The following is a 25,981-nucleotide window of genomic DNA, read 5'->3' as shown; positions in this document are numbered from 1 at the left end:
TGAACGGGAGAAATGCCTACGTACAAACGCCTAAGCTGCTACGGATCATGAAAGAGCCCCCCGTACTGTGGTAGTCAAGCCACGGCCAGCACGATGGCGGATTCCTCGGCCGCCAGCACCACGCGCGAGCGTGCGCGCAGGCCCGCCCCCGCGGCGGCGAAGCCCACCATCTGCACGCCGGCATCGAGCTGCGCGGCCACCTCGTCGCCCAGCTCTCCGCGCGACACGCGCGTGGCCCGCCCCGGCCACAGGTTGCCGCCCTGCGCGGCCCGGGCCGCCGCCGCCAGCGGCAGGACGTGCACCGCCGTGGCCTTGCACAGGGCCTGCACGGGCAGGCCCGGGCGCAGGCCCAGCAGCTCGGCGCTCTCGCGCGTGATGCGCGAGTGCACGGCCAGCCCTGCGGCCGCGCCGCCCGCGCCGCGCAGGTGCACGCGCACGACCTGGCCGCGGGATTCCATGGCCTGCACGATGCAGGGCCACTGGTTGCGCATGCTGGTGCGCACCGACAGGCGCGCCACGGCCGCATCCGCATCGGCACTCTCACCCAGCCCCACCAGCACCGCGGAGCGCGCCTGCTGCACGGCATCTGCCGTGGCCAGCAGTTGCCGGCCCGCGGGCGTGAGCCGCGCGCCGCCGCCGCCCACGCCGCCCACCACGCGCTCCACCAGCGCCACGCCCGCCAGGTTGGTGAGCGTGTCCAGCGCCTGCCACGCGGCCTTGTAGCTCACGCCCACGGCCCGCGCGGCCTGCGAGATGGAACCGCCCTGCCCGATCTGGCGCAGGATGTCGATGCGCTTGTCGGCCATGCCGTGGCCCAGGGCATCCTTGAACGAAACGGGTGATCGCATGAGGCGCATCATGCCCGGCTGCCAGGCACTCGCCTATACTCGTCCGCTATTCATCCTGGTAATAGCGAGGCTGCTCCCATGAACCATTCCCCCCTCCTGCGCCGCACGTTGTCCACCCTGGGACTGGCCGCCCTGATGCTGCCCGGCGCCCATGCCGGCGAAGTCTCGGTGGCCGTGGCCGCGAACTTCACCGCGCCCATGCAGAAGATCTCCGCGCTGTTCGAGCAGGACACGGGCCACAAGGCCGTGCTCTCGTTCGGCGCCACGGGCAAGTTCTATGCGCAGATCAAGAACGGCGCGCCGTTCGGCATCCTGCTCGCGGCCGACGACAGCACGCCCGAGAAGATCGCCAGGGAAGGCCTGGGCGACGGCGCGACGCGCTTCACCTACGCCATCGGCCAGCTCGTGCTGTGGAGCAAGCAGGCCGGCTACGTGGATGCCGAGGGCAAGGTGCTGGCCAAGAACGACTGGCAGCACATCGCCATCGCCAACCCCAAGCTCGCGCCCTACGGCCTCGCGGCCATGCAGACGCTGGACAAGCTGGGCCTCACCGCCCAGGTGCAGCCGCGCGTGGTCACCGGCGAGAACATCGGCCAGACCTACCAGTTCGCCGCCTCGGGCAACGCGCAGCTGGGCTTCGTGGCCCTGTCGCAGGTGATGGAGGACGGCAAGCTGCGCGAGGGCTCGGCCTGGGTGGTGCCCGCCGGCATGCACGAGCCGATCCGCCAGGACGCCATCGTGCTCAAGCCCGCCCAGGGCAGCGAGGCCGCCACCGCTCTCATGCAGTACCTGCGCGGCGACAAGGCGCGCGCCATCATCAAGTCCTACGGCTACTCTTTTTGATAGCGCCTTGCGCTCTATCCGCAATGATTTCAATATGATTCGATATTGAAACCATTGCATACCGAGCGGTAACAGCTCTTTTCTCAATAGCATGCACCTGAGCCCCGAAGACTGGGCCGCCATCACCCTGACCCTGGAACTCGCCGGCATCACCACCGTGCTGCTGCTGGCGCTGTGCACGCCGCTGGCCTGGTGGCTGGCGCACACGCGCTCGCGCTGGCGCGGCCCGGTGGGCGCGGTGGTGGCGCTGCCGCTGGTGCTGCCGCCCACGGTGATCGGCTTCTACCTGCTGGTGACCATGGGGCCCAACGGGCCGATCGGGCAGCTCACGCAGTCGCTCGGCCTGGGGCGGCTGCCGTTCACGTTCCCGGGGCTGGTGATCGGCTCCATCGTCTATTCGCTGCCGTTCGCCGTGCAGCCGCTGCAGCGCGCCTTCGAATCGGCGGGCAGGCGTCCTCTGGAGGTGGCGGCCACGCTGGGCGCGAGCCCGCTGGACCGCTTCTTCACCGTGGCGCTGCCGCTCGCGCGGCCGGGCTTCGTCACGGCGGCGGTGCTGAGCTTCGCGCACACGGTGGGCGAATTCGGCGTGGTGCTCATGCTCGGCGGCAACATCCCCGGCGTGACGCGCGTGGTGTCGGTGCAGATCTACGACCACGTGGAGGCCATGGAATACGCCCAGGCGCACTGGCTCGCGGGCGGCATGGTGGTCTTCTCGTTCATCGTGCTCATGCTGCTGCAGTGGCTGCAGCCCAAGGAGGGGCGATGAACGGCATCCATGCGCTCCTGCGCGTGCAGCGCGCCGATTTCTCGCTGGACGTGGATCTGCGGCTGCCCGGCAACGGCGTCACCGCGCTGTTCGGCCCCTCGGGCTGCGGCAAGACCACGTGCCTGCGTGCCGTGGCGGGGCTGGAGCGCACCGAGGGCCGCGTGCAGGTCAACGGCGAGACCTGGCAGGACAGCGCCGCCGGCCAGTGGCTGCCCACGCACCGGCGCGCGCTGGGCTACGTGTTCCAGGAAGCGAGCCTGTTCCCGCACCTGAACGTGCGGCGCAACATGGAATACGGCCTGCGCCGCCAGCCGCCGCAGCAGCGGCGCGTATCGCTGGAGCAGGCGGTGGAACTGCTCGGCCTGGGCGCGCTATTGAAACGCATGCCGCACACGCTCTCGGGCGGCGAGCGCCAGCGCGTGGCCATGGCCCGGGCGCTGGCCGCGAGCCCGCGCGTGCTGCTGATGGACGAGCCGCTCGCGGCGCTCGATGCGGCGCGCAAGGCCGAGGTCATGCCCTACCTGGAGCGCCTGCACCGCACGCTCGACATCCCCGTGCTCTACGTGAGCCACTCGCCCGACGAGGTAGCGCGCCTGGCCTCGCACCTGGTGCTGCTGCAGGCCGGACGCATCGCGGCCCAGGGCCCCACGGCCGAGCTGATGGCGCGGCTGGACCTGCCCCTGGCCCATGGCGACGCCGCCGCCGCGCTGGTGCAGGGGCGGGTGCTCGCATACGACGGGGACGACCACCTGCTCACCGTGGGCATCGAAGGCGGGCAGATCCAGCTGGCGAGCAGCCGCCCGCGCGCCGTGGGCGAATGCGTGCGCCTGCGCATGCTGGCGCGCGACGTGAGCCTGGCGCGCACGCGCGCGAGCGACAGCAGCATCCTGAACCTGCTGCCCGCGCGCATCACGCAGCTGGCCGACGACGGCCCCGGCCAGGTGCTGGTGGCGCTGGACGCCGCGGGCACCACGCTGCTCGCGCGCATCACCCGACGCTCCTGCCGCACGCTGGCGCTGGCCGCGGGCGAGGCGGTGTTCGCCCAGGTCAAGGGCGCGGCGCTGGTGGATTGATACGGCGCCGCAAAGGCGCGAAGCCGGGTGCGGGACGGTACACGCAGCACGCCGGCGTTCGGCAAGGCGGGTGGGCTATCGTATGGGGCAATCCACCATCCAACGGTATGAAATTTCGTGCATAGGGTCCCACTCCACGCCCCGGCCCGGGCGATCGCGGCCGGCAGCACCGGCATGGGCACGGGCGACGCGATGGACGCACCCGCGCCTGCGCCCGCGCGCCGCCTGCGGGCGCTGCTCGCCGGGCTGCTGCTGGCGGGCTGCAGCCTGCCGTCGCCGGCCGGGCGCAGCGCATCCGCGGCGCTGGACCTGCCCGCCGCCCGGGGCACGCAGCTGGGCCGGGCGCTCGGCCCCTCCGTGTCCGCGCACCCGGGGCTGAGCGGCATCCACACGCTGAGCCACCCGCACGACGCCTTCGTCGCCCGCGTGCTGCTGGCGCGCGCGGCCGAGCGCACGCTGGACGTGCAGTACTACATCTGGCGCGGCGACACCACCGGCACCCTGCTGCTGGCCGAGCTGCTGGCCGCCGCCGAGCGCGGCGTGCGCGTGCGCCTGCTGCTCGACGACGTCGGCACGGCCGGGCTGGACGCGCCGCTGGCGGCGCTGGACGCCCACCCGGGGATCGAGGTCCGCCTGTTCAACCCCTTCACCTGGCGCAGCCCCAAGGCGCTGGGCTACCTGGCCAGCCCGCGCCGCGCCAACCGGCGCATGCACAACAAGTCGTTCACGGCGGACAACCAGGCCAGCATCGTGGGCGGGCGCAACGTGGGCGACGAGTACTTCGGCGCCACCTCCGGCGTGCTGTTCGCCGACCTGGACGTGCTGGCCGTCGGCCCGGTGGCGCAGGACGTGTCGCACGACTTCGACCGCTACTGGGCCAGCGCCAGCGCCCACCCCGCGCACCGCATCCTGCCGGCGGTGGACCCGCAGGCCCTGGCCGACCTGGCAGACCGGGCCCTCGCCCTGCTGCACTCGCCCCAGGCGCAGGACTATGCCCGGGCCATCGCGGACAGCGACCTGGCCCGCCAGCTGCTCGAGCGCCGCCTGCCGCTGCACTGGGCCCGGGTGCAGATGCTCAGCGACGATCCGGCCAAGGGCCTGGGCCGCACGCAGCGCTCCGGCCTGCTGCTGCCCCAGCTCGGGGCCGCGCTGGGCACGCCGCAGCGCAGCGTGGACCTGGTATCGCCCTACTTCGTGCCCACGGCCGCCGGCGTGCAGGCCTTCGCGCAGCTGCAGCAGGCCGGCGTGCGCGTGCGCGTGCTGACCAACGCCTTCGAGGCCACGGACGTGCCCGCCGTGCATGCCGGCTACGCCAAGCACCGCAAGAGCCTGCTGGCGCAGGGGACCACGCTCTATGAAATGCGCAGCCTGGTGCCCGAATACGCGGCCGAGAAGGGCCGGCCGCTGCTGCAGCGCCTGGGCAACTCGGGCTCCAGCCTGCACGCCAAGACCTTTGCCGTGGACGGCGAGCGCGTGTTCGTGGGCTCGCTCAACTTCGACCCGCGCTCGGCGCTGCTCAACACCGAGCTGGGCTTCCTGATCCACAGCCCGGCGCTGGCGCGGCAGATCGCCCAGGCCTTCGAGCACCAGATCCCCTTGCAGTCCTACCGCGTGGCCCTGGACGAGGATGGCCGGCTGCAGTGGCGCAGCGGCGCGGGCGACCCGGCGCCGGTCCACGCCACCGAGCCGCACACCACCTGGTGGAGCCGCTCGCTGGTGTGGCTGCTCACGCGCCTGCCCATTGAGTGGCTTTTATAGAAAACGGGCCCTAGCGCCCGCCAGCCAAGCGCCGGCAGCTATCAAAATCAGACGTCGATGGCCTGGGCCGAGCCCGCCTGCTTGCGCAGCTCGAACTTCTGGATCTTGCCGGTGCTGGTCTTGGGCAGCTCCCCGAAGACCACGGCGCGCGGCACCTTGAAGCCGGCCAGGTGCTTCTTGCAATGCGCCACGATGTCCTCGGGCGTGGCCTGGGCGCCGGCCTTCAGCTCCACGAAGGCGCAGGGCGTCTCGCCCCACTTCGGGTCGGGCTTGGCGACCACGGCCGCGGCCAGCACGTCGGGGTGGCGGTAGAGCACGTCCTCGACCTCGATGGAGGAGATGTTCTCGCCGCCCGAGATGATGATGTCCTTGCTGCGGTCCTTGATCTTGATGTAGCCGTCGGGGTACTGCACCGCCAGGTCGCCGCTGTGGAACCAGCCGCCGCGGAAGGCGTCTTCGGTCGCCTGGGGGTTCTTCAGGTAGCCCTTCATGGCGATGTTGCCGCGGAACATGATCTCGCCCATAGTCTCGCCGTCGTGCGGCACGGGCCGCAGGGTCTCGGGGTCCAGCACCGCCGCCGCGCGCTGCAGGTGGTAGCGCACGCCCTGGCGCGCGTTCAGGCGCGCGCGCTCGCCGACGTCCAGTTCGTTCCAGGCGTCATGCTTGGCGCACACCGTGGCCGGGCCGTAGACCTCGGTCAGGCCGTAGACGTGGGTCAGGTCGAAGCCGAGCTTCTCCATGCCCTCGATCATCGAGGCCGGCGGCGCGGCGCCCGCCACCATGGCCTTCACGCCCGCGGGCACGCCCTCCTTCATGGCCGCCGGCGCGTTCACCAGCAGGCCGTGCACGATGGGCGCGCTGCAGTAGTGCGTGACGCCGTGGTTGCGCATGGCGTCGAAGATCGCCTGCGCCTCCACGCGGCGCAGGCACACGTTCACGCCCGCGCGCGCCGCCACCGTCCAGGGGAAGCACCAGCCGTTGCAGTGGAACATGGGCAGCGTCCACAGGTAGACGGCGTGCTTGGGCATGTCCCACTCCAGCACGTTGCTGATGGCGTTGATGGCCGCGCCCCGGTGGTGGTAGACCACGCCCTTGGGGTTGCCGGTGGTGCCGCTCGTGTAGTTGAGCGCGATCGCGTCCCACTCGTCGCCGGGCAGCTCCCAGGCGAACTGCGGGTCGCCCGCGGCCAGGAACTCCTCGTAGGTCTGCGCTCCCACGCGCTGCTCGGCGGCGCCATAGGCGGCATCCTCCACGTCGATGAGCAGCAGCGGCGCCCTGGACTGGCGCAGCGCCAGCGCCCTGGCCATGACGGGGGCGAACTCGGGGTCCACGATCACCGCCCTGGCCTCGCCGTGGTCGAGCATGAAGGCGATGGTCTCGGGGTCCAGGCGCGTGTTCAGCGCGTTGAGCACCGCGCCCGCCATGGGCACGCCGAAATGCGCCTCCACCATGGGCGGGGTATTGGGCAACATCACGGCCACGGTGTCGTTCTTGCCGATGCCCGCGGCGCGCAGGCTGCTCGCCAGGCGGCGGCAGCGCGCGTAGGTCTGGCCCCAGGTCTGGCGCAGATCGCCATGCACGATGGCCAGGCGGTCCGGGTAGACCTCGGCCGTGCGCTCGATGAAGGACAGGGGCGACAGCGGCGCGTGGTTGGCCTCGTTGCGGGGCAGGTTCTGGTCGTACATGCTGGTCACGGCAGGCTCCTTGTTTCGGGGAATGCAAAAAAACGCGGCCATTAGAACAAGGCCGGCTGACGCCTGGCTGAGAGAAAATAGCCCGGTGTCCATCCCCCAGTCGTTCATCCAGGAGCTGCTCGCGCGCGTCGACGTGGTCGACATCGTAGGCCGCTACGTGCAGCTCAAGAAGAGCGGCGCCAACTTCATGGGGCTGTGCCCCTTCCATGGGGAGAAATCGCCCTCGTTCAGCGTCAGCCCCTCCAAGCAGTTCTTCCACTGCTTCGGCTGCGGCAAGAACGGCAACGCCATCGGCTTCCTCATGGACCACGCGGGCATGGGCTTTCGCGAGGCCGTGCAGGACCTGGCCCAGCAGGTCGGCATGCAGGTGCCCGACGACGAGAACACCTCGCCCCAGGACCGCGAGCGCGCCGCCGCCCAGCGCCAGAAGCAGGCCACGCTGACCGAGGTGCTGGAGAAGGCCGGCGAATCCTGGCGCCGCCACCTGCGCGAATCCCCGCGCGCCGTCCAGTACTTCAAGGGCCGGGGCGTGTCGGGCCAGGTCGCCAAGCGCTACGGCCTGGGCTACGCGCCCGAGGGCTGGCGCAATCTGGCCAGCGTGTTCCCCGAGTACGACAACCCGCTGCTGGAGGAAAGCGGCCTCGTGATCGTGGGCGAGGACGACGGCAAGCGCTACGACCGCTTCCGCGACCGCGTCATGTTCCCCATCCGCAACGTCAAGGGCGAATGCATCGGCTACGGCGGGCGCGTGCTGGGCGACGACAAACCCAAGTACCTCAACTCGCCCGAAACGCCGGTCTTCCACAAGGGCCGCGAGCTCTACGGCCTGTACGAGGCGCGCGGCGCCATCCGCGAGATGGGCTACGTGCTGGTGGCCGAGGGCTACATGGACGTGGTCGCCCTCGCCCAGCTCGGCTTTCCCAACGCCGTGGCCACGCTGGGCACGGCCTGCACGCCCGACCACGTGCACAAGCTGTTCCGCTTCACCGACGTGGTGGTCTTCAGCTTCGACGGCGACGCGGCCGGCCGGCGCGCGGCGCGCAAGGCGCTCGACGGCGCCCTGCCCTACGCGAGCGACACGCGCAGCATCAAGTTCCTGTTCCTGCCGCCCGAGCACGACCCCGACAGCTTCATCCGCGCCCACGGGCCCGAGGCCTTCGCGCGCCACGTGGGCGACGCCATGCCGCTCTCGCGCTTCCTGCTCGAATCCGCGCGCGAGGGCTGCGACCTCGGCACGGCCGAGGGCCGCGCCCACATGCTGGCCAACGCCCGCCCGCTCTGGAGCCAGCTGCCCGACGGCGCCCTCAAGCGCCAGATGCTGGCCGAGCTCTCGGAACTGGGCCAGCTGCCGGCCAAGGACCTGGCCGAGCTCTGGGCGCAGGAGGGCCCGCGCGCCGCGCCCGCGGCAGCGCCGGAGGGCGGCGACCCGTTCGCGGACGAGCCGCCCTGGCACCCGCAGCCACCCGGCCCGTGGCAGGGCGAACCCGCGCGCCGCCCCTGGCGCAAGGACGCCGGCGGCCGCTGGCGCCGCGAGCCCGCGCGCCCGGCCCAGCCCCCGCTGCCGCGCAGGCCCGCCGCCAGCCGCATCGACCACGCGGCGCGGCTGCTGCTGTCGCACATGCAGTTCCTCGAAGGCCTCTCGCACGAGGACCACGCCGCGCTGTGCGCCCAGCCCGAGCCGCACGGCCCGCTGTTCGCGTGGCTCGAAGGCCAGCTCCACGAGCACGGCCCCCAGCCCTGGGCCGTGCTGCGCGAGGCGCTGCGCGGCCACGGCTGCGAGCCGCTCGCCGAGCGCGTGATGACCGGCTCGCACGCCCAGACCGAGGGCGACGAGGCCGAGCTGCACGCCGAGCTGCGCGGCCTGCTCGACCGCATGCTGATCGAGGAATTCAAGCGCCAGCAGCAGGAGCTGGTGCCCCACGTGACGCGCGACCCCGCCGCGCTCGCGCAGTACCAGGCGCTGGAGCTGCGGCTCAAGGGATTGCTCGGTATTTCTCCCAGGCCTACTTGAAATACGCGCCGCCGCTATAATTTAGGGTTTGTCGGCAAGAGCGACAGCAGCACCTCCGGACCAGGCAACCGTGACAAACGCGCACCACCGCCTTCCCCCACCGCAAGGACTGCACACCAAATGTTCGCCCAGACATCTTGCCCCTGAGGATTTGCCCCTCGAACCGCGAAGGCCCCGGCCTTCGCCGTGCCTGCCCGCGCCGGGTTCCTTGGCGCTTGTGTTTTCTTTGTGTGTCCGTTTTTGACCCTGAGGTTGTCCATGCCCGTTCAAAAGTCCGCGAAGTCGCCCAAGCCTGCCTCTGGCACCGCTGCGAAGGCCGCCTCAAAAGCCGCAACCCCTGTGAAAACCGCCGCCAAGGCGCCCGCGAAAGCAGCCACCGCCAAGGCCGCTGACGCCGCGCTTCAGGCCGCGACGAAAGTCAAGACCGTGCCAACGCCAAAAACCCCTGCCGAGCTGACAAAAGCCGCCGATGAATTGTTGAAGAAAAAGCCCGCGCGCGCGCCCAAGGCCGCCGCCGCGCAGGCCGAAGCCTCCGAGGATGCGCCCAAGAAGAAGCCCGGCCGCCCCGCCAAGGCCGCCGGCAGCGCCACGGCCGCCGCCAAGGCCCCCGCCAAGCGCGGCCGCAAGCCCAAGGCCAAGGAAGAAGGCCTGGAGGACGACGCCGACCTGTCCGACATCGAAGCGGAACTCGAGGGCGAACCCGAGGCGCCCGAGGCCGAGGCCGCGCCCGCCGAGAAGGCCAAGCCCCTGCGCATGAAGATCAGCAAGGCCAAGGAACGCGCCTTGATGAAGGAATTCGGCCTGGACGAGACGGTGCTGTCCGAGGAGGACATGGCCAAGCGCCGCTCGCAGCTCAAGAAGCTGATCACCCTGGGCAAGACCCGCGGCTACCTGACGCAGGTGGAGATCTCCGACCACCTGCCCGACAAGCTGGTGGACGCCGAGACCATGGAAGTCGTGGTCGCCATGCTGGGCGACATGGGCGTGGCGGTGTACGAGCAGACGCCCGACGCCGAGACCCTGTTCCAGAACAACGTGGCGCCCACGGCCACCACCGTGGAAGAGGCCGAGGAAGAGGCCGAGGCGGCCCTGTCCACGGTGGACAGCGAGTTCGGCCGCACCACCGACCCCGTGCGCATGTACATGCGCGAGATGGGCACGGTGGAGCTGCTCACGCGCGAGGGCGAGATCGAGATCGCCAAGCGCATCGAGGGCGGCCTGATGGACATGATGGAGGCCATCAGCGCCTCGCCCGCCACGATTGCCGAGATCCTCAGCATGGGCGAGGAAATCCGCGAGGGCAAGGTGGTCATCTCCACCGTGGTCGACGGCTTCTCCAACCCCGAGGAGGCCGACGACTACGTGGCCGAGGAAGACTTCGACGAGTACGACGAAGAGGACGACGACGACGGCAAGGGCGGCTCCAAGGCCATGACCCGGCTGCTGGAAAAGCTCAAGACCGAGGCGCTGGACCGCTTCGACGAGCTGCGCGCGCTGTTCGAGAAGATGCACAAGATCTACGACAAGGAAGGCTATGGCAGCCCGTCGTACATGAAGGTGCAGCACGAGATCTCGTCCAGGCTGATGACCATCCGCTTCACCGCCAAGACCATCGAGAAGCTGTGCGACATGGTGCGCGCCCAGGTGGACGACGTGCGCAAGAAGGAGCGCGAGCTGCGCCGCATCATCGTGGACAAGTGCGGCATGCCGCAGGAAACCTTCATCAAGGAATTCCCGCCCAACCTTCTGAACCTGCAGTGGGTCGAGAAGCAGGCAGCCTCGGCCAAGCCCTGGAGCGCCGTGATGCAGCGCAACATCCCCCCGATCCAGGAACTGCAGCAGCACCTGATCGACCTGCAGTCGCGCGTGGTGGTGCCGCTGGCCGAGCTCAAGGCGATCAACAAGCGCATGAACCAGGGCGAGGCCAACTCGCGCGACGCCAAGAAGGAGATGATCGAGGCCAACCTGCGCCTGGTGATCTCCATCGCCAAGAAGTACACCAACCGCGGCCTGCAGTTCCTGGACCTCATCCAGGAGGGCAACATCGGCCTCATGAAGGCCGTGGACAAGTTCGAATACCGCCGCGGCTACAAGTTCTCGACCTATGCCACGTGGTGGATCCGCCAGGCCATCACGCGCTCGATCGCCGACCAGGCGCGCACCATCCGCATCCCGGTGCACATGATCGAGACCATCAACAAGATGAACCGCATCTCGCGCCAGCACCTGCAGGAGTTCGGCTTCGAGCCCGACGCCTCCATCCTGGCCGAGAAGATGGAGATCCCCGAGGACAAGATCCGCAAGATCATGAAGATCGCCAAAGAGCCGATCTCGATGGAAACCCCCATCGGCGACGACGACGACAGCCACCTGGGCGATTTCATCGAGGACAGCAACAACACCGCGCCCATCGACGCCGCCATGCAGGCCGGCCTGCGCGACGTGGTCAAGGACATCCTCGACGGCCTCACCCCGCGCGAGGCCAAGGTGCTGCGCATGCGCTTCGGCATCGAGATGTCCACCGACCACACGCTGGAGGAAGTGGGCAAGCAGTTCGACGTGACGCGCGAGCGCATCCGCCAGATCGAGGCCAAGGCGCTGCGCAAGCTCAAGCACCCCAGCCGCTCGGACAAGCTGCGCAGCTTCATCGACTCGCTGTAAGCGCAGCCCGGCACCTCGTGCCCCAGGCCCGTTCCCGCGCTGCGGGGCGGGCCTGTTTCTTTTCCAACGGATGGGCCTCGCAGCGCATCCAGCCAGGCCGCACAATCAGCGCTCCTCCGGGAAGAACTGCCGACCCGGGCGAAACCCGAGATCCAACGCCCATACGGATTTGAATTCAAGCGGATAACCAGGCGGGGCGCCCCAGCAGCGTTATACGGTTGAAGGCAGATCCGCATCATTCATCCAGGAAAGGTACAGCCTGTGATTTGGCCAGTCCCACAGTCCGGCAAGAAACCTTTCCTGCCATCTTCCGAGCTGAGCCATGGCAGCCAGGCACCCGTCATCGATACGTTGGTGCATCGGCCAAGTCGGAGAAAAGGTTCTCCTTGGCCCATGGCCCTTGCTTTTCTATGCGCCATACACACCCACGCGGCAGCGAATGGCACAACGGTTGCGCAAGACAATCCCGTCCGATACCAGGAAATCAAGAGGGAGATCAAGAGAAACCGCCACCTGAGCGGCCACTTGGTGTTGGCCGTAGATGCCAGAACCATCAAAGTCGTGAGGGAGAGAATCAGCGCGGCCGATATTCCAGTCCTCATTCGGATGATGGGCGACAAGGACCATGGCGTGGCTTCTGCAGCAGCAATGATGCTGGTGACGCTTGGGAAACAAGCCATGCCCGCCCTGAAAGAGGCCTCCCTGTCGAAGAATCCGGCCACTGCCACCCAAGCCCGGAGCGCCCTGCAACTTCTGGACGATTGCTACAAGGACGAACTCCGGGATGTTATGAATTCAGACGTTTGCCCAACTGGACGCCCCAACGGACGTCCGCAAAGCGGGCGCCGTTGAGCTGCACGCCGGCATCGCAGCCCATGAAGCATCAGATAATCGAACCATCATGTTTCTTGACTATCGCTGGCTTGACGAAACGGTACGCACGCGTTTTGAATCCGACGAAGCCATGGAGGCCTTCCTGCCCAAGGCGCTCACTCCCGAAGAGTTGAAACGCAAGGGCGACGACCGCTATCTTTCCGCCATGAGCCAGCGGGTATTTCAAGCCGGCATGCAGCATTCGATGGTCGATGCCAAATGGCCCGAGTTTGAAAAGGCCTTCTCGGGATTCGCACCCGGGCAGATGGCGTTGCTCGGTCCGCAGCAGATAGAAAACCACATGCGGAACGACCGGATCATCCGCGATCGCACCAAGCTGCAGACCATCCCCAAGAACGCCCAATTCATCTTGGATATCCGCCAGGAGCGGGGCTGCAGTTTCGGCGAGTTCATCGCCGACTGGCCGAGCGCCGACATCGTTGGCCTGTGGCGCCTGCTGGCCCAGCGCGGCGCCCGCCTGGGCGGACGCTCGGCCGCCGGGTTTCTGCGCCTGGCCGGGAAGGATACCTTCCTGTTGACCAGCGACGTGGTTGCACGCCTGATGGCCGCGGGCATCATCGACCACGGCCCCACCAGCCAGCGCGACATGCAAACCGTGCAGGATGCGTTCAATGCGCTGCAGCAGGACTCGGGAAGACTGCTGTGCCAGCTGTCGGCCATGCTGTCTCTGAGCATCAACCCGAGGTTCTAGCGAAAGATTTTCAGGACATTGCCGAGCCGGCGTACCGTGGCGGCCCCCACGCCAAGGGCCGAACGGCCCACGATGACCTGCCCCGCCGCCCAACCCATGGATCCGCCATGACCCCGACCACCGAGCCCCACACCCCGCCCCCGCCCCACTCCGTCCGCCTGCGCTTTGCCGTCATGGGAGCGGGCGCGGTGGGCTGCTACTTCGGCGCCCTGCTGGCGCGTGCGGGGCATGCCGTCACGCTGATCGGCCGCCCGGCGCACGTGCAGGCCATCCAGGCCCGCGGCCTGCGCCTGCAGACCGCCGCGCAGGATGCGCACGTGGCCATGGGCGCCAGCACCGATGCCGGCGCCGTGGCGGGCGCCGACGTGGTGCTGCTGTGCGTGAAGTCCACCGACACCGAGGCCGCGGCGCGGCAGATCCAGCCCCACCTCGCGCCCGGCGCGCTGGTGCTCACGCTGCAGAACGGCGTGGACAACGACGAGCGCGTGCGCGCCGTGCTCGGCCCGGCGCAGCCCGTGGCGGCAGCCGTGGTCTACGTGGCCACGGCCATGGCGGGGCCGGGCCACGTGCGCCACTTCGGGCGCGGCGAGCTGGTGCTGGCGCCCTCGCCCCTTGCCGGGCGCCTGGTCCGCGAGCTGGGCGCGGCGGGCATTCCCGCGCAGGTGTCGGACAACGTGCGCAGCGCGCTGTGGGCCAAGCTGGTCATCAATTGCGCCTACAACGCGCTGTCGGCCATCGTGCAGCGGCCCTATGGCTGGCTGGTGCAGCAGGACGGCGCCACCGAGGTGATCGCCGACCTGGTGGCCGAATGCCTGGCCGTGGCACAGGCGGACGGCGTGCGCATGGACGGCGACATCCACGCCGCCGTGCGCGGCATTGCGCAAAGCATGCCGGCGCAGCTGTCCTCCACCGCCCAGGACCTGGCGCGCGGCAGGCCCAGCGAGATAGAGCATTTGAACGGCTACGTGGCGCGGCGCGGCGCAGTGCTGGGCGTGCCCACGCCCGCGAACCGCGCCCTGCTGGTGCTGGTGCGCATGTTGCAGGCCAAGGCGGCCTGCTAAAACGATAGCTGCTTGCGCCCTGTGGGAAAGGGTTTCGCTGCAAAAAACATGCACACCACGGATCAGGCCACGGCCGAGGCGGCGAGCAGCGCCCGAATCTGCCCGGCGTCATAGCCCAGCCCGCGCAGCAGTTCCTCGGTGTGCTGGCCCAGGCGCGGCGGATCACAGCGCACGCCCAGGCGCTGGCCGTCCATGCGCAGCGGCAGCAGCGTGGTGCGTACCGCCTGCCCTGCACGCTCGCCATCCGGCAGGCGGATCTCGGCCAGGCCGCCCGTGGCGCTCAGGTGCGGGTCGTCGAACAGTTCCTCGGGCCGGCTGATGGGCGCGAACGGCAGGCCATGGCGCTCGAAGACGGCTGCGAGGTCTTCGGTCGTGTGCGCGGCCAGCCGCCCGCGCAGCACGGGCATAAGCGTGGGCCGCGCGCGCACGCGGTCGTTGTTGGTGGCGAGCCGCGGGTCGGCCTTGAGGTCGGCGTAGCCCATGGCGTCGCAGAAGGTCTGCCACTGCGCGTCGCTCACGGCGGCCAGGAAGATCTGGCCGCCATCCTTCACGCTGAACACGTCGTACACCGCCCAGGACGAGATGCGCTCGGGCATGGGCGCGGCGGGCTGGCCGGTCACGGCGTACTGCATCATGTGCTGGCCGACCAGGAACACGTTGTTCTCGAACAGCGCCGAGTCCACCTCCTGCCCCCTGCCCGTCTGGGCGCGCTGCATCAGCGCGGCCATGACGCCAATGGCGCCGAACATGCCGCCCATGATGTCGTTCACGCTGGTGCCCGCGCGCAGCGGGTCGCCGGGGCGGCCGGTCATGTAGGCCAGGCCTCCCATCATCTGCACCACTTCGTCGAGCGCCGTGCGGTGTTCATAAGGGCCGGGCAAAAAGCCCGTGTGGTTCACGTAGACCAGACGCTCGTTCAGGCGCGATAGCGCGGAGTAATGAAGGCCGTACTTGGCCATCACGCCAGGCTTGAAGTTCTGCGCAACCACGTCGGCGCTGCTGGCCAGGCGGATCGCCACCTCCAGCCCCTCGGGCCGGCGCAGGTCGATGGCGATGCTCTTCTTGTTGCGGTTGAACATGGGAAAGAAGCCAGCGCCCGCGCCCAGCAGGTGGCGCGTGCGGTCGCCCTCCACGGGCTCGACCTTGATGACCTCGGCCCCCAGGTCGGCCAGCACCATGCCGCAGGTGGGGCCCATGACCATGTGGGTGAACTCGACCACGCGGATGCCGGCGAGCGGCAGGGAAGATGTGCTCATGGATAGGGATGTGAAAGAAATCAGGCCGTCGCACAAGCCCCCTCGCGCACGGCGGCATGCAGGAGACCGGGGGCATGGGCAGATCCCTGGGGGTTGCGTTGGATCAGGATTCTAGAAACTCCACCACACTACGGCTCGTCTATTTCGGAACCACTGAACTTCCCATCTGGAACACCTCATCCGCCCATCCATCAGATTCGGCAACTTTCTGACACTCGCGCAGGTCAGACATACGCCTTGAGCTACCAAACTTGTAGCAAACCCATTTCCGCGCTATATTGCTATCGTTTTTTCCAGCCCTCGCCGCCCCGCCGCCCGCGGTGCGGCGTCCATCACCCAACCCAAGCGCAAGGAGAAGCGTTCATGAGCTCCAAGGAAAACGCCGCCGTCTTTCAGCTGTTCGAGAAACTCGAATGCCGCTACGCGCTGCGCGTGCTGTGGGCCCTGCGCGACGGCCATCCGCAGACCTTCCGCCTGCTGCAGGACAGCGTGGGCGGCATCACGCCCAACACCCTCAACACCCGCATCAAGGAACTGCGCGAGGCCGGCTTTCTGGACCACGGCAGCGACGGCTACGTCGTCACCCCCGTGGGGCAGGACCTGCTCAAGCGCGTATCCGACGTGCAGGCCTTCGCCAACCGCTGGGCCGCTGCCCGCGTGAAGAAGTAAGGCGCACGACACCCCGCACCGGCCCGCCCTGCGCGGGTTTTGGTATTTTTGGGCTCAAGCGCTTGCTGGACAAGCGTCAGAAGTTCTTATTTTTGAAGCAAACGAAGGAATCACCATGGCTTTCACCACCACCGCCTCCGGCCTGCAGTACGAAGACACCGTCGTGGGCACGGGCGCGCAGGCCGCGCGCGGCCAGTCGGTGCGCGTGCACTACACGGGCTGGCTCTACCAGGACGGCCAGCAGGGGGCGAAGTTCGACTCCAGTCGCGACCGCAACGACCCCTTCGAATTCCCCCTCGGCGCCGGCATGGTCATCAAGGGCTGGGACGAGGGCGTGCAGGGCATGCAGATCGGCGGCCAGCGCACGCTCATCATCCCGGCCGAGTTGGGCTATGGCGCGCGCGGCGCGGGCGGCGTGATCCCGCCCAACGCCACGCTGAAGTTCGACGTGGAGCTGCTGGCCGTGGGCGGCTGACGGCGCCCTGCCCCCAACCGCAAAAGGAGCGTGGTGGACCCACGCTCCTTTTTTTCGTCAGACGGGAACGCCCACCAGGTCGTGCCCCTGCGTGCCCACGATGCGCGCCTTGACGAAGTCGCCCACCTTGTAGGTCTTGCTGATCTTCTCGGGCGGCAGCAGGTGGACCAGGCCGTCGATCTCGGGCGCGTCGGCCCAGCTGCGGCCCACGCCGCCCTTCTTGCCCAGGCCCACGGCCTTGTCCGCCAGCACCTGCAGGGTCTGGCCCACGCGGCGCTGCAGGCGCGCGGTGGAGACTTCCTCGGCCACGGCCATGAAGCGCGCGCGGCGCTCCTCGCGCAGCCCGATGGGCAGCATGCCCGGCAGGTCGTTGGCGGCGGCGCCCTTCACGTCGCTGTAGGCGAAGCAGCCGGCGCGGTCGATCTGCGCCTCGCGCAGAAACTGCAGCAGGTGCTCGAATTCCTCCTCCGTCTCGCCCGGAAAGCCCGCGATGAAGGTGCTGCGTATCACCAGCTCGGGGCACATTTCGCGCCAGCGCTGGATGCGCTCGAGGTTTTTCTCGCCGCTGGCCGGGCGCTTCATGCGCTTCAAGACATCGGGGTGGCTGTGCTGGAACGGCACGTCCAGGTAGGGCAGCACCAGGCCCTGCGCCATGAGCGGGATGATGTCGTCCACGCTCGGGTAGGGGTAGACATAGTGCAGGCGCACCCAGGCGCCGTAGGGCCTGGCGATCTCGCCCAGGGCCTTCACCAGTTCCAGCAGGCGCGTCCTGACCGGCTTGCCGTCCCAGAAGCCCGTGCGGTACTTCACGTCCACGCCGTAGGCCGAAGTGTCCTGGCTCACCACCAGCAGTTCCTTCACGCCGCCCTCGAACAAGGCCCTGGCCTCTTGGAGCACGCCGCCGATCGGGCGCGACACGAGGTCGCCGCGCATCGACGGGATGATGCAGAAGGTGCAGCGGTGGTTGCAGCCCTCGGATATCTTCAGGTAGGCATAGTGGCGCGGCGTGAGCTTGATGCCGGCCTCGCCGAACGCGCCCGGCACCAGGTCGATGAAGGGGTCGTGCGGCTTGGGGCAATGCTGGTGCACGTGCTCCATCACCTCCTGCGCGGCATGCGGGCCGGTCACGGCCAGCACGCTGGGGTGCACGCCCTTGACCAGGTTGCCGCCCGCCGTGTCGGCGCGCGCGCCCAGGCAGCCGGTGACGATCACCTTGCCGTTCTCGGCCAGCGCCTCGCCAATGGTGTCCAGGCTCTCGCGCACGGCATCGTCGATGAAGCCGCAGGTGTTGACGACGACCAGATCCGCGCCCTCGAAGGTCTTGGAGGTCTGGTAGCCTTCGGCGCTCAGCTGCGTGAGTATGAGTTCGGAGTCCGTCAGGTTCTTGGGGCAGCCCAGGCTGACGAAGCCGATCTTGGGGGTCTTTGTGGGGGAGAGTGCTTCGCTCATCCCCCGCATTGTCTCAATTCGGCAGAAGTCGGCGCTTTTGTCGGCGTTTCGGTCAGCGCTTCTTGATGCCGAACGCGCCAAGCACCTGCTCGGTCTGCTTTTGCATCTGCTCCTGCATCTGCTGGAACATGGTTTGCGACTGCTCGACGTAATTGCCCACCAGCCCCTTCATCATGGGCGACTGCAGGTTCATGAACTGCGACCACATCTCCGGCGTCAGGCCCTGCGTCTGCTCGGCCAGCTTGGCCTGGATCTCGGTGAACATCTGCACGTTCTTCTCGAGATAGGCGCCCATGAAGCCCTGCATGGCATGGCCGTAGAAGCGGATGATGTTAGCCAGCGCCGCCTCGCTGAACATGGGCGCGCCGCCGGCCTCCTCCTCCAGGATGATCTGCAGCAGGATGCTGCGCGTGAGATCCTCGCCGCTCTTGGCATCGCGCACGGCGACCGTCTCGCCATTCATCACCAGCTGCCGGACCTCGGCCAGCGTGACGTAGGTGGAGGTGGAGGTGTCGTACAGGCGGCGGTTGGGGTACTTCTTGATGACGCGCTGCACGGGCTTGGCGTCAGGTGCGGGGTTCTGGTCTGGCACGGGTGGCTCCTCCGGTCGTGGTCCGGCTCGTATTGCAGTGCAGCAGATTCTAGGCAGGCCATGCCTACGCCACGCGCAGGAATACCCTGATCGCGACATCCACATTGCCCTTGCGCGACATGCATCAACGAAAAATGGCCCCCACGCTCCACCGCTGCGCGGGTCGCTGCCCCCAAGGGGGCCGCTTTCCATCTTGGGACGGCCCGGCGATGAAAAAGCCGCCTGTTCGGCGGCTTGATGCGTTTGAAGGCTTTACGCCCAGAACCGGGCAACGGGCGCCACGGCGAGAGCCGTGGCTGCGCCCCATTCAATGATGTCAGTAGCGGCTGCCGCGATAGCCGCCGCGGTCGGCGCCACCGCCAAAGCTCGGCCGGGCTTCCATGGGGCGTGCGACGTTCACCGTCAAAGCGCGCCCATCGACCGATTTGCCGTGCAGGCCGTTGATGGCTTCCTGCGCCTCGGCACCGCTGGCCATTTCGACGAAGCCGAAGCCCTTGGAGCGGCCCGTATCGCGCTCCATCATGACTTTCGCGGAGGTGACGGAGCCGAACTGGGAGAACTGCTGGACCAGCGATTCGTCGCGGACAGAATAGGCCAGGTTGCCTACATAGAGTCGATTGTTCATAAATGTCTTTCTTTCGGAGTGAAGGGCCGGCCACTCGGGGCCAGCCACGGAGAGGAAATGGAAGCCAGTCAGCCCAGCTGGCCCTGCAGCACCATGCTGCGGCCCTGGGCCAAGGCGTACTGCACCGCCTGCGCATCGCAGGCAAAGTGGGGGACGAACCGGAAGATCCGGTCGTACATTCCCCGGCGGATGGAAACCGAGGCGGCAACACCGGCACTGGTGGATTTGGTGAGCGGCGTGACAACGTAGTTGCCTACGCACTCTGCGTTTTGTTTTTCAAGCATTGCGGACTGACGGGGGATCTTCGCCAGTAAGGCGTCCCGTCAGGGGTCAAAGGGGGGAAAGAAAAATCCCTGCGGCGCCATGGCACAGGGAGGGCTCGGGCAGATCCGGAAAAGAAGGTGGGGATCCGCAATGAGCTCGCCGCGAAAGAAGGAGTGACAGCCGACGGACTTCGCTGGAAGTGCGGCAGAACAGGCGATGGGAGTGCTGTCAGTCGGGCGCTGCCAAGGCAAGCAGTGGGCAGCGCATCGGCGCATTATGCCTCACAAATCAAAACAAGCAAACTTTTATTCAAAAGAGAGCATATTGTTCGATGGCGAAGCCGGCTCGAAAGTCTCCGAGGTGTGCGCCTTGCCAGCCCAGAAAGAAAAACGGGTCGCAGCGAAGCCGCTGCAACCCGTTGATTTCATTGGTAGGCGCGATTGGACTCGAACCAACGACCCCCACCATGTCAAGGTGGTGCTCTAACCAGCTGAGCTACGCGCCTGTGATCGTTCGAGAAAGCGAAAGTATAGCAGCAAAAAACCGCCCAGAAAGAAAACGGCTCAGCGCCTGCGCGCCGAGCGCACCCCCTGCACGCCGGCGACGATGCCCAGGACCTTGTTCAGCCGCCCGGCGTCGGACACCTCCACGGTGAAGGTCATCCAGGCCGTGCCCTTCACGGACTGGGTCTGCACGCCGATCACGTTGGTCTTCTCGCGCGCGAACACCTCGGAGATGTCGCGCAGCAGGCCCTGGCGGTCCGATGCCTCCACCGCCACGTCCACGGGATAGACGGCCGCCTCCGCCGGCAAGCTCCGCGGCCGACCCCATTGCACGTCGATCACGCGCTCGGCGTTGCGCGCGGCCATTTCGTGGAAGTTGCGGCAGTCGGAGCGGTGCACGCTCACGCCCTTGCCGCGCGTGACGAAGCCGCGGATGTCGTCGGGCGGCGCGGGCTTGCAGCATTTGGCCAGCTGCGTCATGAGCGAATCCACGCCGACCACGAGCACGCCGCCCTTGTGCGCGCCATCGGCCGTGCGCGCCTTCCTGACCAGCAGGTCGGGCTCCTGCGCCACCGGCTCGGGCGGGCGCAGCAGGGCCTCTATGGAGCGCAGCGACAGCTCGTCCTTGCCCACCATCTCGAACAGTGCGTCGGCGGACTTGAATCCCAGCTGGACGGCCAGGTCGTCATGCTTGATGGCCGTCTTGCCCTCGCGTTGCAACAGCTTTTCCACCAGTTCGCGCCCGCGCGTGACCGTCGCGTGGGTCGCCTGGGCATTGAACCAAGCGCGCACCTTGGCCTTGGCCCGGTTGCTGGTGAGGTAGCCCAGATCGGGGTTGAGCCAGTCGCGCGAGGGGCGGCCCTCCTTCACGGTGCTGATCTCCACCGTCTGGCCGTTCTGCAGCGGCGTGTTCAGCGGCACCATGGCCCCGTCCACGCGCGCGCCGCGGCAGCGGTGGCCCACGTTGGTGTGGACCGCGTAGGCGAAATCGACGGGCGTGGCGCCCTGGGGCAGTTCCACCACCGCGGCATCCGGCGTCAGCACGTAGATGCGGTCCTCGAACAGGCCGCTGCGGCTGGCCGAGCCGACCAGGTCGCGCTCCCAGGCCAGCAGCTGGCGCAGCACGGCGATCTTGGCGTCGTAGTCGCTGCTGGCCGACACGCCGGCATAGCCCTTGGTGCCTGCCTCCTTGTAGGCCCAGTGCGCGGCCACGCCGTGCTCGGCATGGTCGTGCATGGCCTGGGTGCGGATCTGGATCTCGATGGCCCTGCCGGCCTCGTCGCGCACCACCGTGTGCAGCGACTGGTAGCCGTTGGGCTTGGGTTTGGCGATGTAGTCGTCGAATTCGGCCTCGATGGAGGTGAACTGGCTGTGCACCCAGCTCAGGGCGGCATAGCAGTCCTTGACGCTGGGCACGATCACGCGCAGCGCGCGGATATCGAACACCTGGTCGAAGTCGAGCGACTTGCCGCGCATCTTCTTGACGATGCTGTAGATGTGCTTGGGCCGGCCGGACACGGTGGCGCTGATGCTGTGCGCGCGCAGCTCGGACTCCAGCCTGCTGCGCAGCTGCTCCATGTACAGCTCGCGCTCCACGCGCTTCTCGTCGAGCAGGCGCGCCACCTCCCTGTAGGTGTCGGGCTCCAGGAAGCGGAAGGCCAGGTCTTCCAGCTCCCATTTCATCTGCCAGATGCCCAGGCGGTTGGCCAGAGGGGCGAACACCTGCAGCGCCTCGCGCGCGATGGCCGGCGACACCGGGCGCTTGGTGGCCGCGTAGTAGCGCAGCGTCTGCAGGCGCGAGGCCAGGCGCAGCATGACCACGCGCAGGTCGCGCGAGAAGGCCAGCAGCATCTTGCGCACGTTCTCGGTCTGCGTGGCCGCATCGTCCACCTGCAGGCCTGCCACCTGCGCCTCGCGCGCCTGCAGCTGCACGCGCATGAGCTTGGTGGTCTCCACGGCCAGGGCCGCGAAGTTGCCGCCGAAGGCCTTGCCGATCACCTCCTCGGGCTTGTTCAGGTGCTCGCAGGTGTAGACCAGGTAGGCCGCCGCCTGCATGGTCTCGGAGCCGCCCAGGTTCCTGAGGATGGCGGCCACCGCGTCCGCATGGGCCAGCATGTTCTCCCCGGTCTCCAGCGTTTCGCCGATGAGCAGGGGCTCTGCGAAGGCCCGGGCGCGCACCAGGGCGTCGGCATGCTCCGCCTCCTCGACCTGCGATGTGGCCGCGATGAGCTGCGGCACGCCGTCGGGACGCGCCGCAGCGCCCCCAGCCTGCGCCATGGGTGGCGTCTGGCCGATGAAGCTGCTTCTCATGCTGCAGGCTCCTCCTGCCCGTCCAGCAGGAACCGGGCGACCACCTCGGCCTGGTCGTCATGGACCATCGTGGGCGCGTGGCCCACGCCGGCGAACTCCACCAGGCGCGCACGGGGCCCGCGCGCGGTCATCTGCTGCGCCGTCCGTGGCGACAACAGGTCCGATTGCATGCCGCGCAGCAGCAGGACCTGCGCCGTGATCCGGTCGTAGAGCTGCCACATCTGCTGCTCGCCCGCGCTCGCGGCCTCCGGCGTCAGCGCATGAAACGCCACGGCGATCGCCGGGTCGTAGTGCAGCACGAAGCCGCCCTGGGGCGCGGGGCGCACCATGGCGCGCGACAGTTCCAGCCACTCCTGCGGCGTGTGCGGCCCGAAGCTGCTGGACACGGCCCACAGCGCATCGGCCGCCTGCTGCAGCGAATCGAAATGCACGGGCTGGCCCAGGTACTGGCCGATGCGCTGGAGCGCCTGCCATTCGAGGCATGGTCCCACGTCGTTGAGCACCAGGCGCCGCACGGGCACGGGCAGCGGCAGGTCGGGCACGCCGCAGATGGCCATGCCCAGCAGCCCGCCCATGCTCGTGCCCACCCAGTCCAGGGTGGCGATGGGAGCCTGCTGCTGCAGCTGGCCCAGCAGCGCCAGCATGTCGGCCGCGTACACGGGCAGCTGGTAATCCATGGGGTCCGCCAGCCAGTCGCTGTGGCCGCGCCCGGCCACGTCGGGACAGACCACGCGCGCGTGGCGGCACAGCCTGCGCGCCAGCGTGTCGAAGTCGCGCCCCTGGCGCGACAGGCCATGCGCGCACACGATCACGTGGGGGTGGCGGGGATCACCCGTGTCGTTCCACTCCCAATAGGCCATGCGATGGCCTTCCTGTGCGGTGGCGCCGGCGGCCGCGGGGCCCGGGCACGGTACGTATTTCAGCGTAGGTTCAATCATGGAAACGGTACCGCCATGCAGCACTCGATAATGCCTGGGCTGCATCCTAATTCATTCGGAGAAACTCTCATGCTGAACGGTAAAACCGCCCTCGTCACCGGCTCCACCAGCGGCATCGGCCTTGGCATCGCCAAGGCCCTGGCACGCCAGGGGGCGAACATCGTGCTCAACGGCTTCGGCGACGTGGACGGGCCCCGGGCCGAGGTGCTGGCTGAGGGCCAGGCCGCGGGGGCCCGTGTGGCCTACCACGGCGCGGACATGAGCCGCCCCGCCGAGATCGAGGACATGCTCAAGTACGCCGCCTCCCAGTTCGGCCGCGTGGACATCCTGGTGAACAACGCCGGCATCCAGCATGTGGCCAGCGTGCAGGACTTCCCGCCCGAGCGCTGGGACGCCATCATCGCCATCAACCTCACCAGCGCCTTCCACACCACGCGCCTGGCCCTGCCGGGCATGCTGGCGAACAACTGGGGGCGCATCATCAACGTGGCCTCGGTGCACGGCTTGGTGGCCTCGGCGCAGAAGTCGGCCTACGTGGCGGCCAAGCACGGCATCGTGGGCCTGACCAAGGTGACGGCGCTGGAGAACGCCACCACGGGCGTGACCTGCAACGCCATCTGCCCGGGCTGGGTGCTCACCCCCCTGGTGCAGAAGCAGGTGGACGCCAAGGCTGCCGCTTTAGGCGTGTCCAACGAAGAAGCGAAGAAGGTCCTGCTGGGCGAAAAAGAGCCTTCCATGCAGTTCACCACGCCCGAGGAGCTGGGCGATCTGGCGGTGTTCTTCTGCTCGCCCGCCGCCAACAACGTGCGCGGCGTGGCCTGGAACATGGACGGCGGCTGGGTCGCGCAGTAAGCGCTGCCGCCACGATTCCTAATAGCTGCCAGCACTATTGCAGGAGGCTGGCTGCCCGAATCAACGCAGTTGCACCGAGCCCGAGATGTTCACCACCACCTGGGCCTTGCCGGCTTCCACCGGCACCGGCGCGTCGGCGGCCATGGATGCCGCCTTGGCCTCCATGGCCAGCATGCGCGGCCGCGGACCGGGAGCCATCTCGTTGCTGTTCACGCTCACCTCGCGCAAGTCGTAGCCGCCAAAGCCGAAACCGCGCGCCAGTTCGGTGGCACGCGCCTTGAAGGCCTCGATGGCCTTGGACTGCGCCTCGGTCTCGACCTTTGCGCGCGCCTCGCGCGACAGGTCGAAGGCGATCTGGCTGATCGCCATGCCCTGGATCCTGCCGGCCGTGCCCGTGATGCGCGCAAAGTCGCGCCCCTGCAGCACCAGTTCCGCGCGCCCCTGCCAGCCGGCGATCTTGCCGTCCTTGCCATGGCGCGGGTACATGCCGAAGGCCCCCGTGCGCACGTCCATCTGCTGCGGCTGTGCGCCGCGGCGCGCCTCGGCGAGCGCGGCATCCAGGGCCTGCTGCAGCTGCGCCTGCACCGCCGCCGCCTCCGGCGCTTCCCTCGTGGCGGCCAGCGTCAGGACCAGCAGGTCCTGCTGCACCTCGACCGTTCCGGAGGCCGACAACTGCAGCACGTTCTGCGGCACAGCGATCGATATGTTTTGGGCAAAAACGGCTGTAGCGCCCGCCAATAAAGCGCTGGCAGCTATGGTTTTGAAAGTTTTCTTCATATTCTCTCTCGTTCCTTCCTCGGTATGCAGGCCTGATCGGCGAATGCCGGCCGCCCCCGCCGGGCATCGTCATTGAACACCGGTCGGCGTCGTTGCGCTGCAGCGCAAAACCTGTAACAGTTGGTCAGACCCTAAGGGGAAACGCGAATTTCCGTCCACAAGCTGGTCAAAATCGGCTCTGTTACAAATTGGACTGGGGAAAGACAGCATGGCTTCAACAACCAACCGCACCGACAAGGTCCTCGTGGTGGACGACGATGCGCGCATCCGCGACCTGCTGCGCCGCTATCTCACGCAGGAAGGCTTCGAAGTCATGGTGGCGGAGGACGGCAAGGCGCTCAACCGCATCCTGCTGCGCGAGACCGTGGACCTGATCGTGCTCGACCTGATGATGCCCGGCGAGGACGGCCTGTCGATCTGCCGGCGCCTGCGCGCGGCCAGCGACCGCACGCCCATCATCATGCTCACCGCCAAGGGCGAGGACGTGGACCGCATCGTGGGCCTGGAGGTGGGCGCCGACGACTATCTCGGCAAGCCCTTCAACCCGCGCGAGCTGCTGGCGCGCATACACGCCGTGCTGCGCCGCCGCCCGCCGCAGGAGGCGCCGGGCGCCCCCTCGGGCGACAACGAGGTCGTGACCTTCGGCCCCTTCACCTTCGACCTGGGCACGCGCGCGCTGCAAAGGAACGGCGAGGAGCTGCCTCTGACCACGGGCGAGTTCGCCATGCTCAAGGCCCTGGTGCGCCACCCGCGCCAGCCGCTGTCGCGCGAGAAGCTCGCGCTGCTGGCGCGCGGGCGCGAGTTCGAGCCCTTCGACCGCAGCCTGGACGTGCAGATCTCGCGCCTGCGCAAGCTCGTGGAGGTGGATGCCGCCGCGCCGCGCTACATCCAAACCGTCTGGGGCGTGGGTTACGTGTTCGTGCCGGACGGCACGAACTGATCCCGCGGGTCGCCATCACACCTGACCAGAC

The 25,981-nt window shown here is 68.3% G+C and carries 22 protein-coding genes, 1 tRNA gene and 1 pseudogene; 13 read left to right on the top strand and 11 right to left on the bottom strand.

The window, feature by feature from the left end:
* Positions 1 to 74: 74 nt before the first annotated feature.
* Positions 75 to 860: a TOBE domain-containing protein gene (locus ACX12L_RS00380; RefSeq protein WP_459260741.1), complete on the bottom strand. Its 786-nt coding sequence runs from the start codon at positions 858 to 860 to the stop codon at positions 75 to 77.
* 66 nt (positions 861 to 926) lie between these two features.
* Between ACX12L_RS00380 and modA the strand changes: the two genes are divergently transcribed.
* From modA to ACX12L_RS00360, 4 genes are all read left to right on the top strand, one after another.
* Positions 927 to 1,691 carry a molybdate ABC transporter substrate-binding protein gene (gene modA / locus ACX12L_RS00375; protein ID WP_459260740.1) on the top strand — a complete coding sequence of 255 codons (765 nt, stop codon included), beginning with the start codon at positions 927 to 929 and terminating at the stop codon, positions 1,689 to 1,691.
* A 91-nt stretch (positions 1,692 to 1,782) separates the two neighbouring features.
* Positions 1,783 to 2,457: a molybdate ABC transporter permease subunit gene (gene modB / locus ACX12L_RS00370; protein ID WP_459260738.1), complete on the top strand. Its 675-nt coding sequence runs from the start codon at positions 1,783 to 1,785 to the stop codon at positions 2,455 to 2,457.
* Positions 2,454 to 3,530: a molybdenum ABC transporter ATP-binding protein gene (modC, locus tag ACX12L_RS00365; RefSeq protein ID WP_459260737.1), complete on the top strand. Its 1,077-nt coding sequence runs from the start codon at positions 2,454 to 2,456 to the stop codon at positions 3,528 to 3,530. The genes modB and modC overlap by 4 nt, the downstream gene beginning before the upstream one ends.
* A gap of 192 nt (positions 3,531 to 3,722) precedes the next feature.
* Positions 3,723 to 5,288, top strand: a complete 1,566-nt coding sequence (locus tag ACX12L_RS00360) for a phospholipase D-like domain-containing protein (protein WP_459260986.1) — start codon at positions 3,723 to 3,725, stop codon at positions 5,286 to 5,288.
* Positions 5,289 to 5,335: 47 nt separating this feature from the next.
* On the opposite strand, the gene ACX12L_RS00355 is transcribed toward ACX12L_RS00360, so the two are convergent.
* Complete coding sequence (locus ACX12L_RS00355; RefSeq protein ID WP_459260736.1) at positions 5,336 to 6,982, bottom strand: acyl-CoA synthetase; 1,647 nt, start codon at positions 6,980 to 6,982, stop codon at positions 5,336 to 5,338.
* An 85-nt stretch (positions 6,983 to 7,067) separates the two neighbouring features.
* Here ACX12L_RS00355 and dnaG point away from each other — a divergent pair, with 85 nt between their 5' ends.
* The 5 genes from dnaG to ACX12L_RS00330 all read left to right on the top strand — a co-directional run bounded on the left by dnaG (position 7,068) and on the right by ACX12L_RS00330 (position 14,300).
* The gene (dnaG, locus tag ACX12L_RS00350; RefSeq protein WP_459260735.1) at positions 7,068 to 8,993 is read left to right on the top strand and encodes a DNA primase; all 1,926 of its coding nucleotides are present in this window, start codon (positions 7,068 to 7,070) and stop codon (positions 8,991 to 8,993) included.
* A 258-nt stretch (positions 8,994 to 9,251) separates the two neighbouring features.
* Entirely contained in the window at positions 9,252 to 11,654 is a 2,403-nt protein-coding gene (rpoD, locus tag ACX12L_RS00345) for an RNA polymerase sigma factor RpoD (protein ID WP_459260734.1), read from the top strand.
* Between the two features lie 393 nt (positions 11,655 to 12,047).
* Entirely contained in the window at positions 12,048 to 12,506 is a 459-nt protein-coding gene (locus ACX12L_RS00340; protein WP_459260733.1) for a hypothetical protein, read from the top strand.
* 49 nt (positions 12,507 to 12,555) lie between these two features.
* Entirely contained in the window at positions 12,556 to 13,239 is a 684-nt protein-coding gene (locus ACX12L_RS00335; RefSeq protein WP_459260732.1) for a DNA-3-methyladenine glycosylase I, read from the top strand.
* A 107-nt stretch (positions 13,240 to 13,346) separates the two neighbouring features.
* Positions 13,347 to 14,300 (top strand): ketopantoate reductase family protein, encoded by a 954-nt coding sequence (locus ACX12L_RS00330; RefSeq protein WP_459260731.1) that lies wholly within the window; start codon positions 13,347 to 13,349, stop codon positions 14,298 to 14,300.
* 62 nt (positions 14,301 to 14,362) lie between these two features.
* Here the strand turns inward: ACX12L_RS00330 and ACX12L_RS00325 are convergent, their stop codons facing one another.
* Positions 14,363 to 15,556, bottom strand: coding sequence for a CaiB/BaiF CoA transferase family protein (locus tag ACX12L_RS00325; RefSeq protein ID WP_459260730.1), 1,194 nt, complete (start codon positions 15,554 to 15,556; stop codon positions 14,363 to 14,365).
* Positions 15,557 to 15,919: 363 nt separating this feature from the next.
* Here ACX12L_RS00325 and ACX12L_RS00320 point away from each other — a divergent pair, with 363 nt between their 5' ends.
* Together ACX12L_RS00320 and ACX12L_RS00315 are read left to right on the top strand one after the other, a co-directional pair.
* Complete coding sequence (locus ACX12L_RS00320; protein WP_013518203.1) at positions 15,920 to 16,225, top strand: winged helix-turn-helix transcriptional regulator; 306 nt, start codon at positions 15,920 to 15,922, stop codon at positions 16,223 to 16,225.
* A gap of 115 nt (positions 16,226 to 16,340) precedes the next feature.
* A complete protein-coding gene (locus ACX12L_RS00315) occupies positions 16,341 to 16,700 on the top strand; it encodes an FKBP-type peptidyl-prolyl cis-trans isomerase (RefSeq protein ID WP_459260729.1) in 360 nt (119 codons plus the stop codon).
* Between the two features lie 57 nt (positions 16,701 to 16,757).
* Here the strand turns inward: ACX12L_RS00315 and rimO are convergent, their stop codons facing one another.
* The 7 genes and pseudogenes from rimO to ACX12L_RS00280 form a co-directional block, all read right to left on the bottom strand.
* Positions 16,758 to 18,149: a 30S ribosomal protein S12 methylthiotransferase RimO gene (gene rimO / locus ACX12L_RS00310; protein WP_459260727.1), complete on the bottom strand. Its 1,392-nt coding sequence runs from the start codon at positions 18,147 to 18,149 to the stop codon at positions 16,758 to 16,760.
* A gap of 52 nt (positions 18,150 to 18,201) precedes the next feature.
* A complete protein-coding gene (gene phaR, locus ACX12L_RS00305) occupies positions 18,202 to 18,741 on the bottom strand; it encodes a polyhydroxyalkanoate synthesis repressor PhaR (RefSeq protein ID WP_459260726.1) in 540 nt (179 codons plus the stop codon).
* A gap of 322 nt (positions 18,742 to 19,063) precedes the next feature.
* Positions 19,064 to 19,366: pseudogene (locus ACX12L_RS00300) on the bottom strand (RNA recognition motif domain-containing protein); the annotation flags it as partial.
* Positions 19,367 to 19,434: 68 nt separating this feature from the next.
* Positions 19,435 to 19,650, bottom strand: coding sequence for a hypothetical protein (locus ACX12L_RS00295; protein ID WP_459260725.1), 216 nt, complete (start codon positions 19,648 to 19,650; stop codon positions 19,435 to 19,437).
* A gap of 408 nt (positions 19,651 to 20,058) precedes the next feature.
* A tRNA-Val gene (locus tag ACX12L_RS00290) sits at positions 20,059 to 20,135 on the bottom strand.
* Positions 20,136 to 20,193: 58 nt separating this feature from the next.
* A complete protein-coding gene (locus ACX12L_RS00285) occupies positions 20,194 to 22,410 on the bottom strand; it encodes a RelA/SpoT family protein (protein WP_459260985.1) in 2,217 nt (738 codons plus the stop codon).
* A gap of 29 nt (positions 22,411 to 22,439) precedes the next feature.
* Positions 22,440 to 23,381, bottom strand: a complete 942-nt coding sequence (locus ACX12L_RS00280) for an alpha/beta fold hydrolase (RefSeq protein ID WP_459260724.1) — start codon at positions 23,379 to 23,381, stop codon at positions 22,440 to 22,442.
* A gap of 69 nt (positions 23,382 to 23,450) precedes the next feature.
* Between ACX12L_RS00280 and ACX12L_RS00275 the strand changes: the two genes are divergently transcribed.
* Positions 23,451 to 24,233 carry a 3-hydroxybutyrate dehydrogenase gene (locus tag ACX12L_RS00275; RefSeq protein WP_459260723.1) on the top strand — a complete coding sequence of 261 codons (783 nt, stop codon included), beginning with the start codon at positions 23,451 to 23,453 and terminating at the stop codon, positions 24,231 to 24,233.
* Between the two features lie 60 nt (positions 24,234 to 24,293).
* On the opposite strand, the gene ACX12L_RS00270 is transcribed toward ACX12L_RS00275, so the two are convergent.
* Positions 24,294 to 25,010: an SIMPL domain-containing protein gene (locus tag ACX12L_RS00270; protein ID WP_459260722.1), complete on the bottom strand. Its 717-nt coding sequence runs from the start codon at positions 25,008 to 25,010 to the stop codon at positions 24,294 to 24,296.
* A 208-nt stretch (positions 25,011 to 25,218) separates the two neighbouring features.
* Between ACX12L_RS00270 and ompR the strand changes: the two genes are divergently transcribed.
* The gene (ompR, locus tag ACX12L_RS00265) at positions 25,219 to 25,950 is read left to right on the top strand and encodes an osmolarity response regulator transcription factor OmpR (protein ID WP_459260721.1); all 732 of its coding nucleotides are present in this window, start codon (positions 25,219 to 25,221) and stop codon (positions 25,948 to 25,950) included.
* Positions 25,951 to 25,981: the final 31 nt, after the last annotated feature.

The organism is Alicycliphilus sp. T452, assembly GCF_054512775.1.
This window is presented reverse-complemented; position numbering and strand designations above follow the sequence as displayed.

Excerpts from the sequence above, each read along its gene's own strand:
- ACX12L_RS00380 (WP_459260741.1), bottom strand. The coding sequence starts at position 860 with ATGATGCGCCTCATGCGATCACCCGTTTCGTTCAAGGATGCCCTGGGC.
- modA (WP_459260740.1), top strand. The coding sequence starts at position 927 with ATGAACCATTCCCCCCTCCTGCGCCGCACGTTGTCCACCCTGGGACTG.
- modB (WP_459260738.1), top strand. The coding sequence starts at position 1,783 with ATGCACCTGAGCCCCGAAGACTGGGCCGCCATCACCCTGACCCTGGAA.
- modC (WP_459260737.1), top strand. The coding sequence starts at position 2,454 with ATGAACGGCATCCATGCGCTCCTGCGCGTGCAGCGCGCCGATTTCTCG.
- ACX12L_RS00360 (WP_459260986.1), top strand. The coding sequence starts at position 3,723 with ATGGACGCACCCGCGCCTGCGCCCGCGCGCCGCCTGCGGGCGCTGCTC.
- rpoD (WP_459260734.1), top strand. The coding sequence starts at position 9,252 with ATGCCCGTTCAAAAGTCCGCGAAGTCGCCCAAGCCTGCCTCTGGCACC.
- ACX12L_RS00340 (WP_459260733.1), top strand. The coding sequence starts at position 12,048 with ATGGCCCTTGCTTTTCTATGCGCCATACACACCCACGCGGCAGCGAAT.
- ACX12L_RS00335 (WP_459260732.1), top strand. The coding sequence starts at position 12,556 with ATGTTTCTTGACTATCGCTGGCTTGACGAAACGGTACGCACGCGTTTT.
- ACX12L_RS00330 (WP_459260731.1), top strand. The coding sequence starts at position 13,347 with ATGACCCCGACCACCGAGCCCCACACCCCGCCCCCGCCCCACTCCGTC.
- ACX12L_RS00325 (WP_459260730.1), bottom strand. The coding sequence starts at position 15,556 with ATGAGCACATCTTCCCTGCCGCTCGCCGGCATCCGCGTGGTCGAGTTC.
- ACX12L_RS00320 (WP_013518203.1), top strand. The coding sequence starts at position 15,920 with ATGAGCTCCAAGGAAAACGCCGCCGTCTTTCAGCTGTTCGAGAAACTC.
- ACX12L_RS00315 (WP_459260729.1), top strand. The coding sequence starts at position 16,341 with ATGGCTTTCACCACCACCGCCTCCGGCCTGCAGTACGAAGACACCGTC.
- rimO (WP_459260727.1), bottom strand. The coding sequence starts at position 18,149 with ATGAGCGAAGCACTCTCCCCCACAAAGACCCCCAAGATCGGCTTCGTC.
- ACX12L_RS00295 (WP_459260725.1), bottom strand. The coding sequence starts at position 19,650 with ATGCTTGAAAAACAAAACGCAGAGTGCGTAGGCAACTACGTTGTCACG.
- ACX12L_RS00285 (WP_459260985.1), bottom strand. The coding sequence starts at position 22,410 with ATGGCGCAGGCTGGGGGCGCTGCGGCGCGTCCCGACGGCGTGCCGCAG.
- ACX12L_RS00280 (WP_459260724.1), bottom strand. The coding sequence starts at position 23,381 with ATGATTGAACCTACGCTGAAATACGTACCGTGCCCGGGCCCCGCGGCC.
- ACX12L_RS00275 (WP_459260723.1), top strand. The coding sequence starts at position 23,451 with ATGCTGAACGGTAAAACCGCCCTCGTCACCGGCTCCACCAGCGGCATC.
- ACX12L_RS00270 (WP_459260722.1), bottom strand. The coding sequence starts at position 25,010 with ATGAAGAAAACTTTCAAAACCATAGCTGCCAGCGCTTTATTGGCGGGC.
- ompR (WP_459260721.1), top strand. The coding sequence starts at position 25,219 with ATGGCTTCAACAACCAACCGCACCGACAAGGTCCTCGTGGTGGACGAC.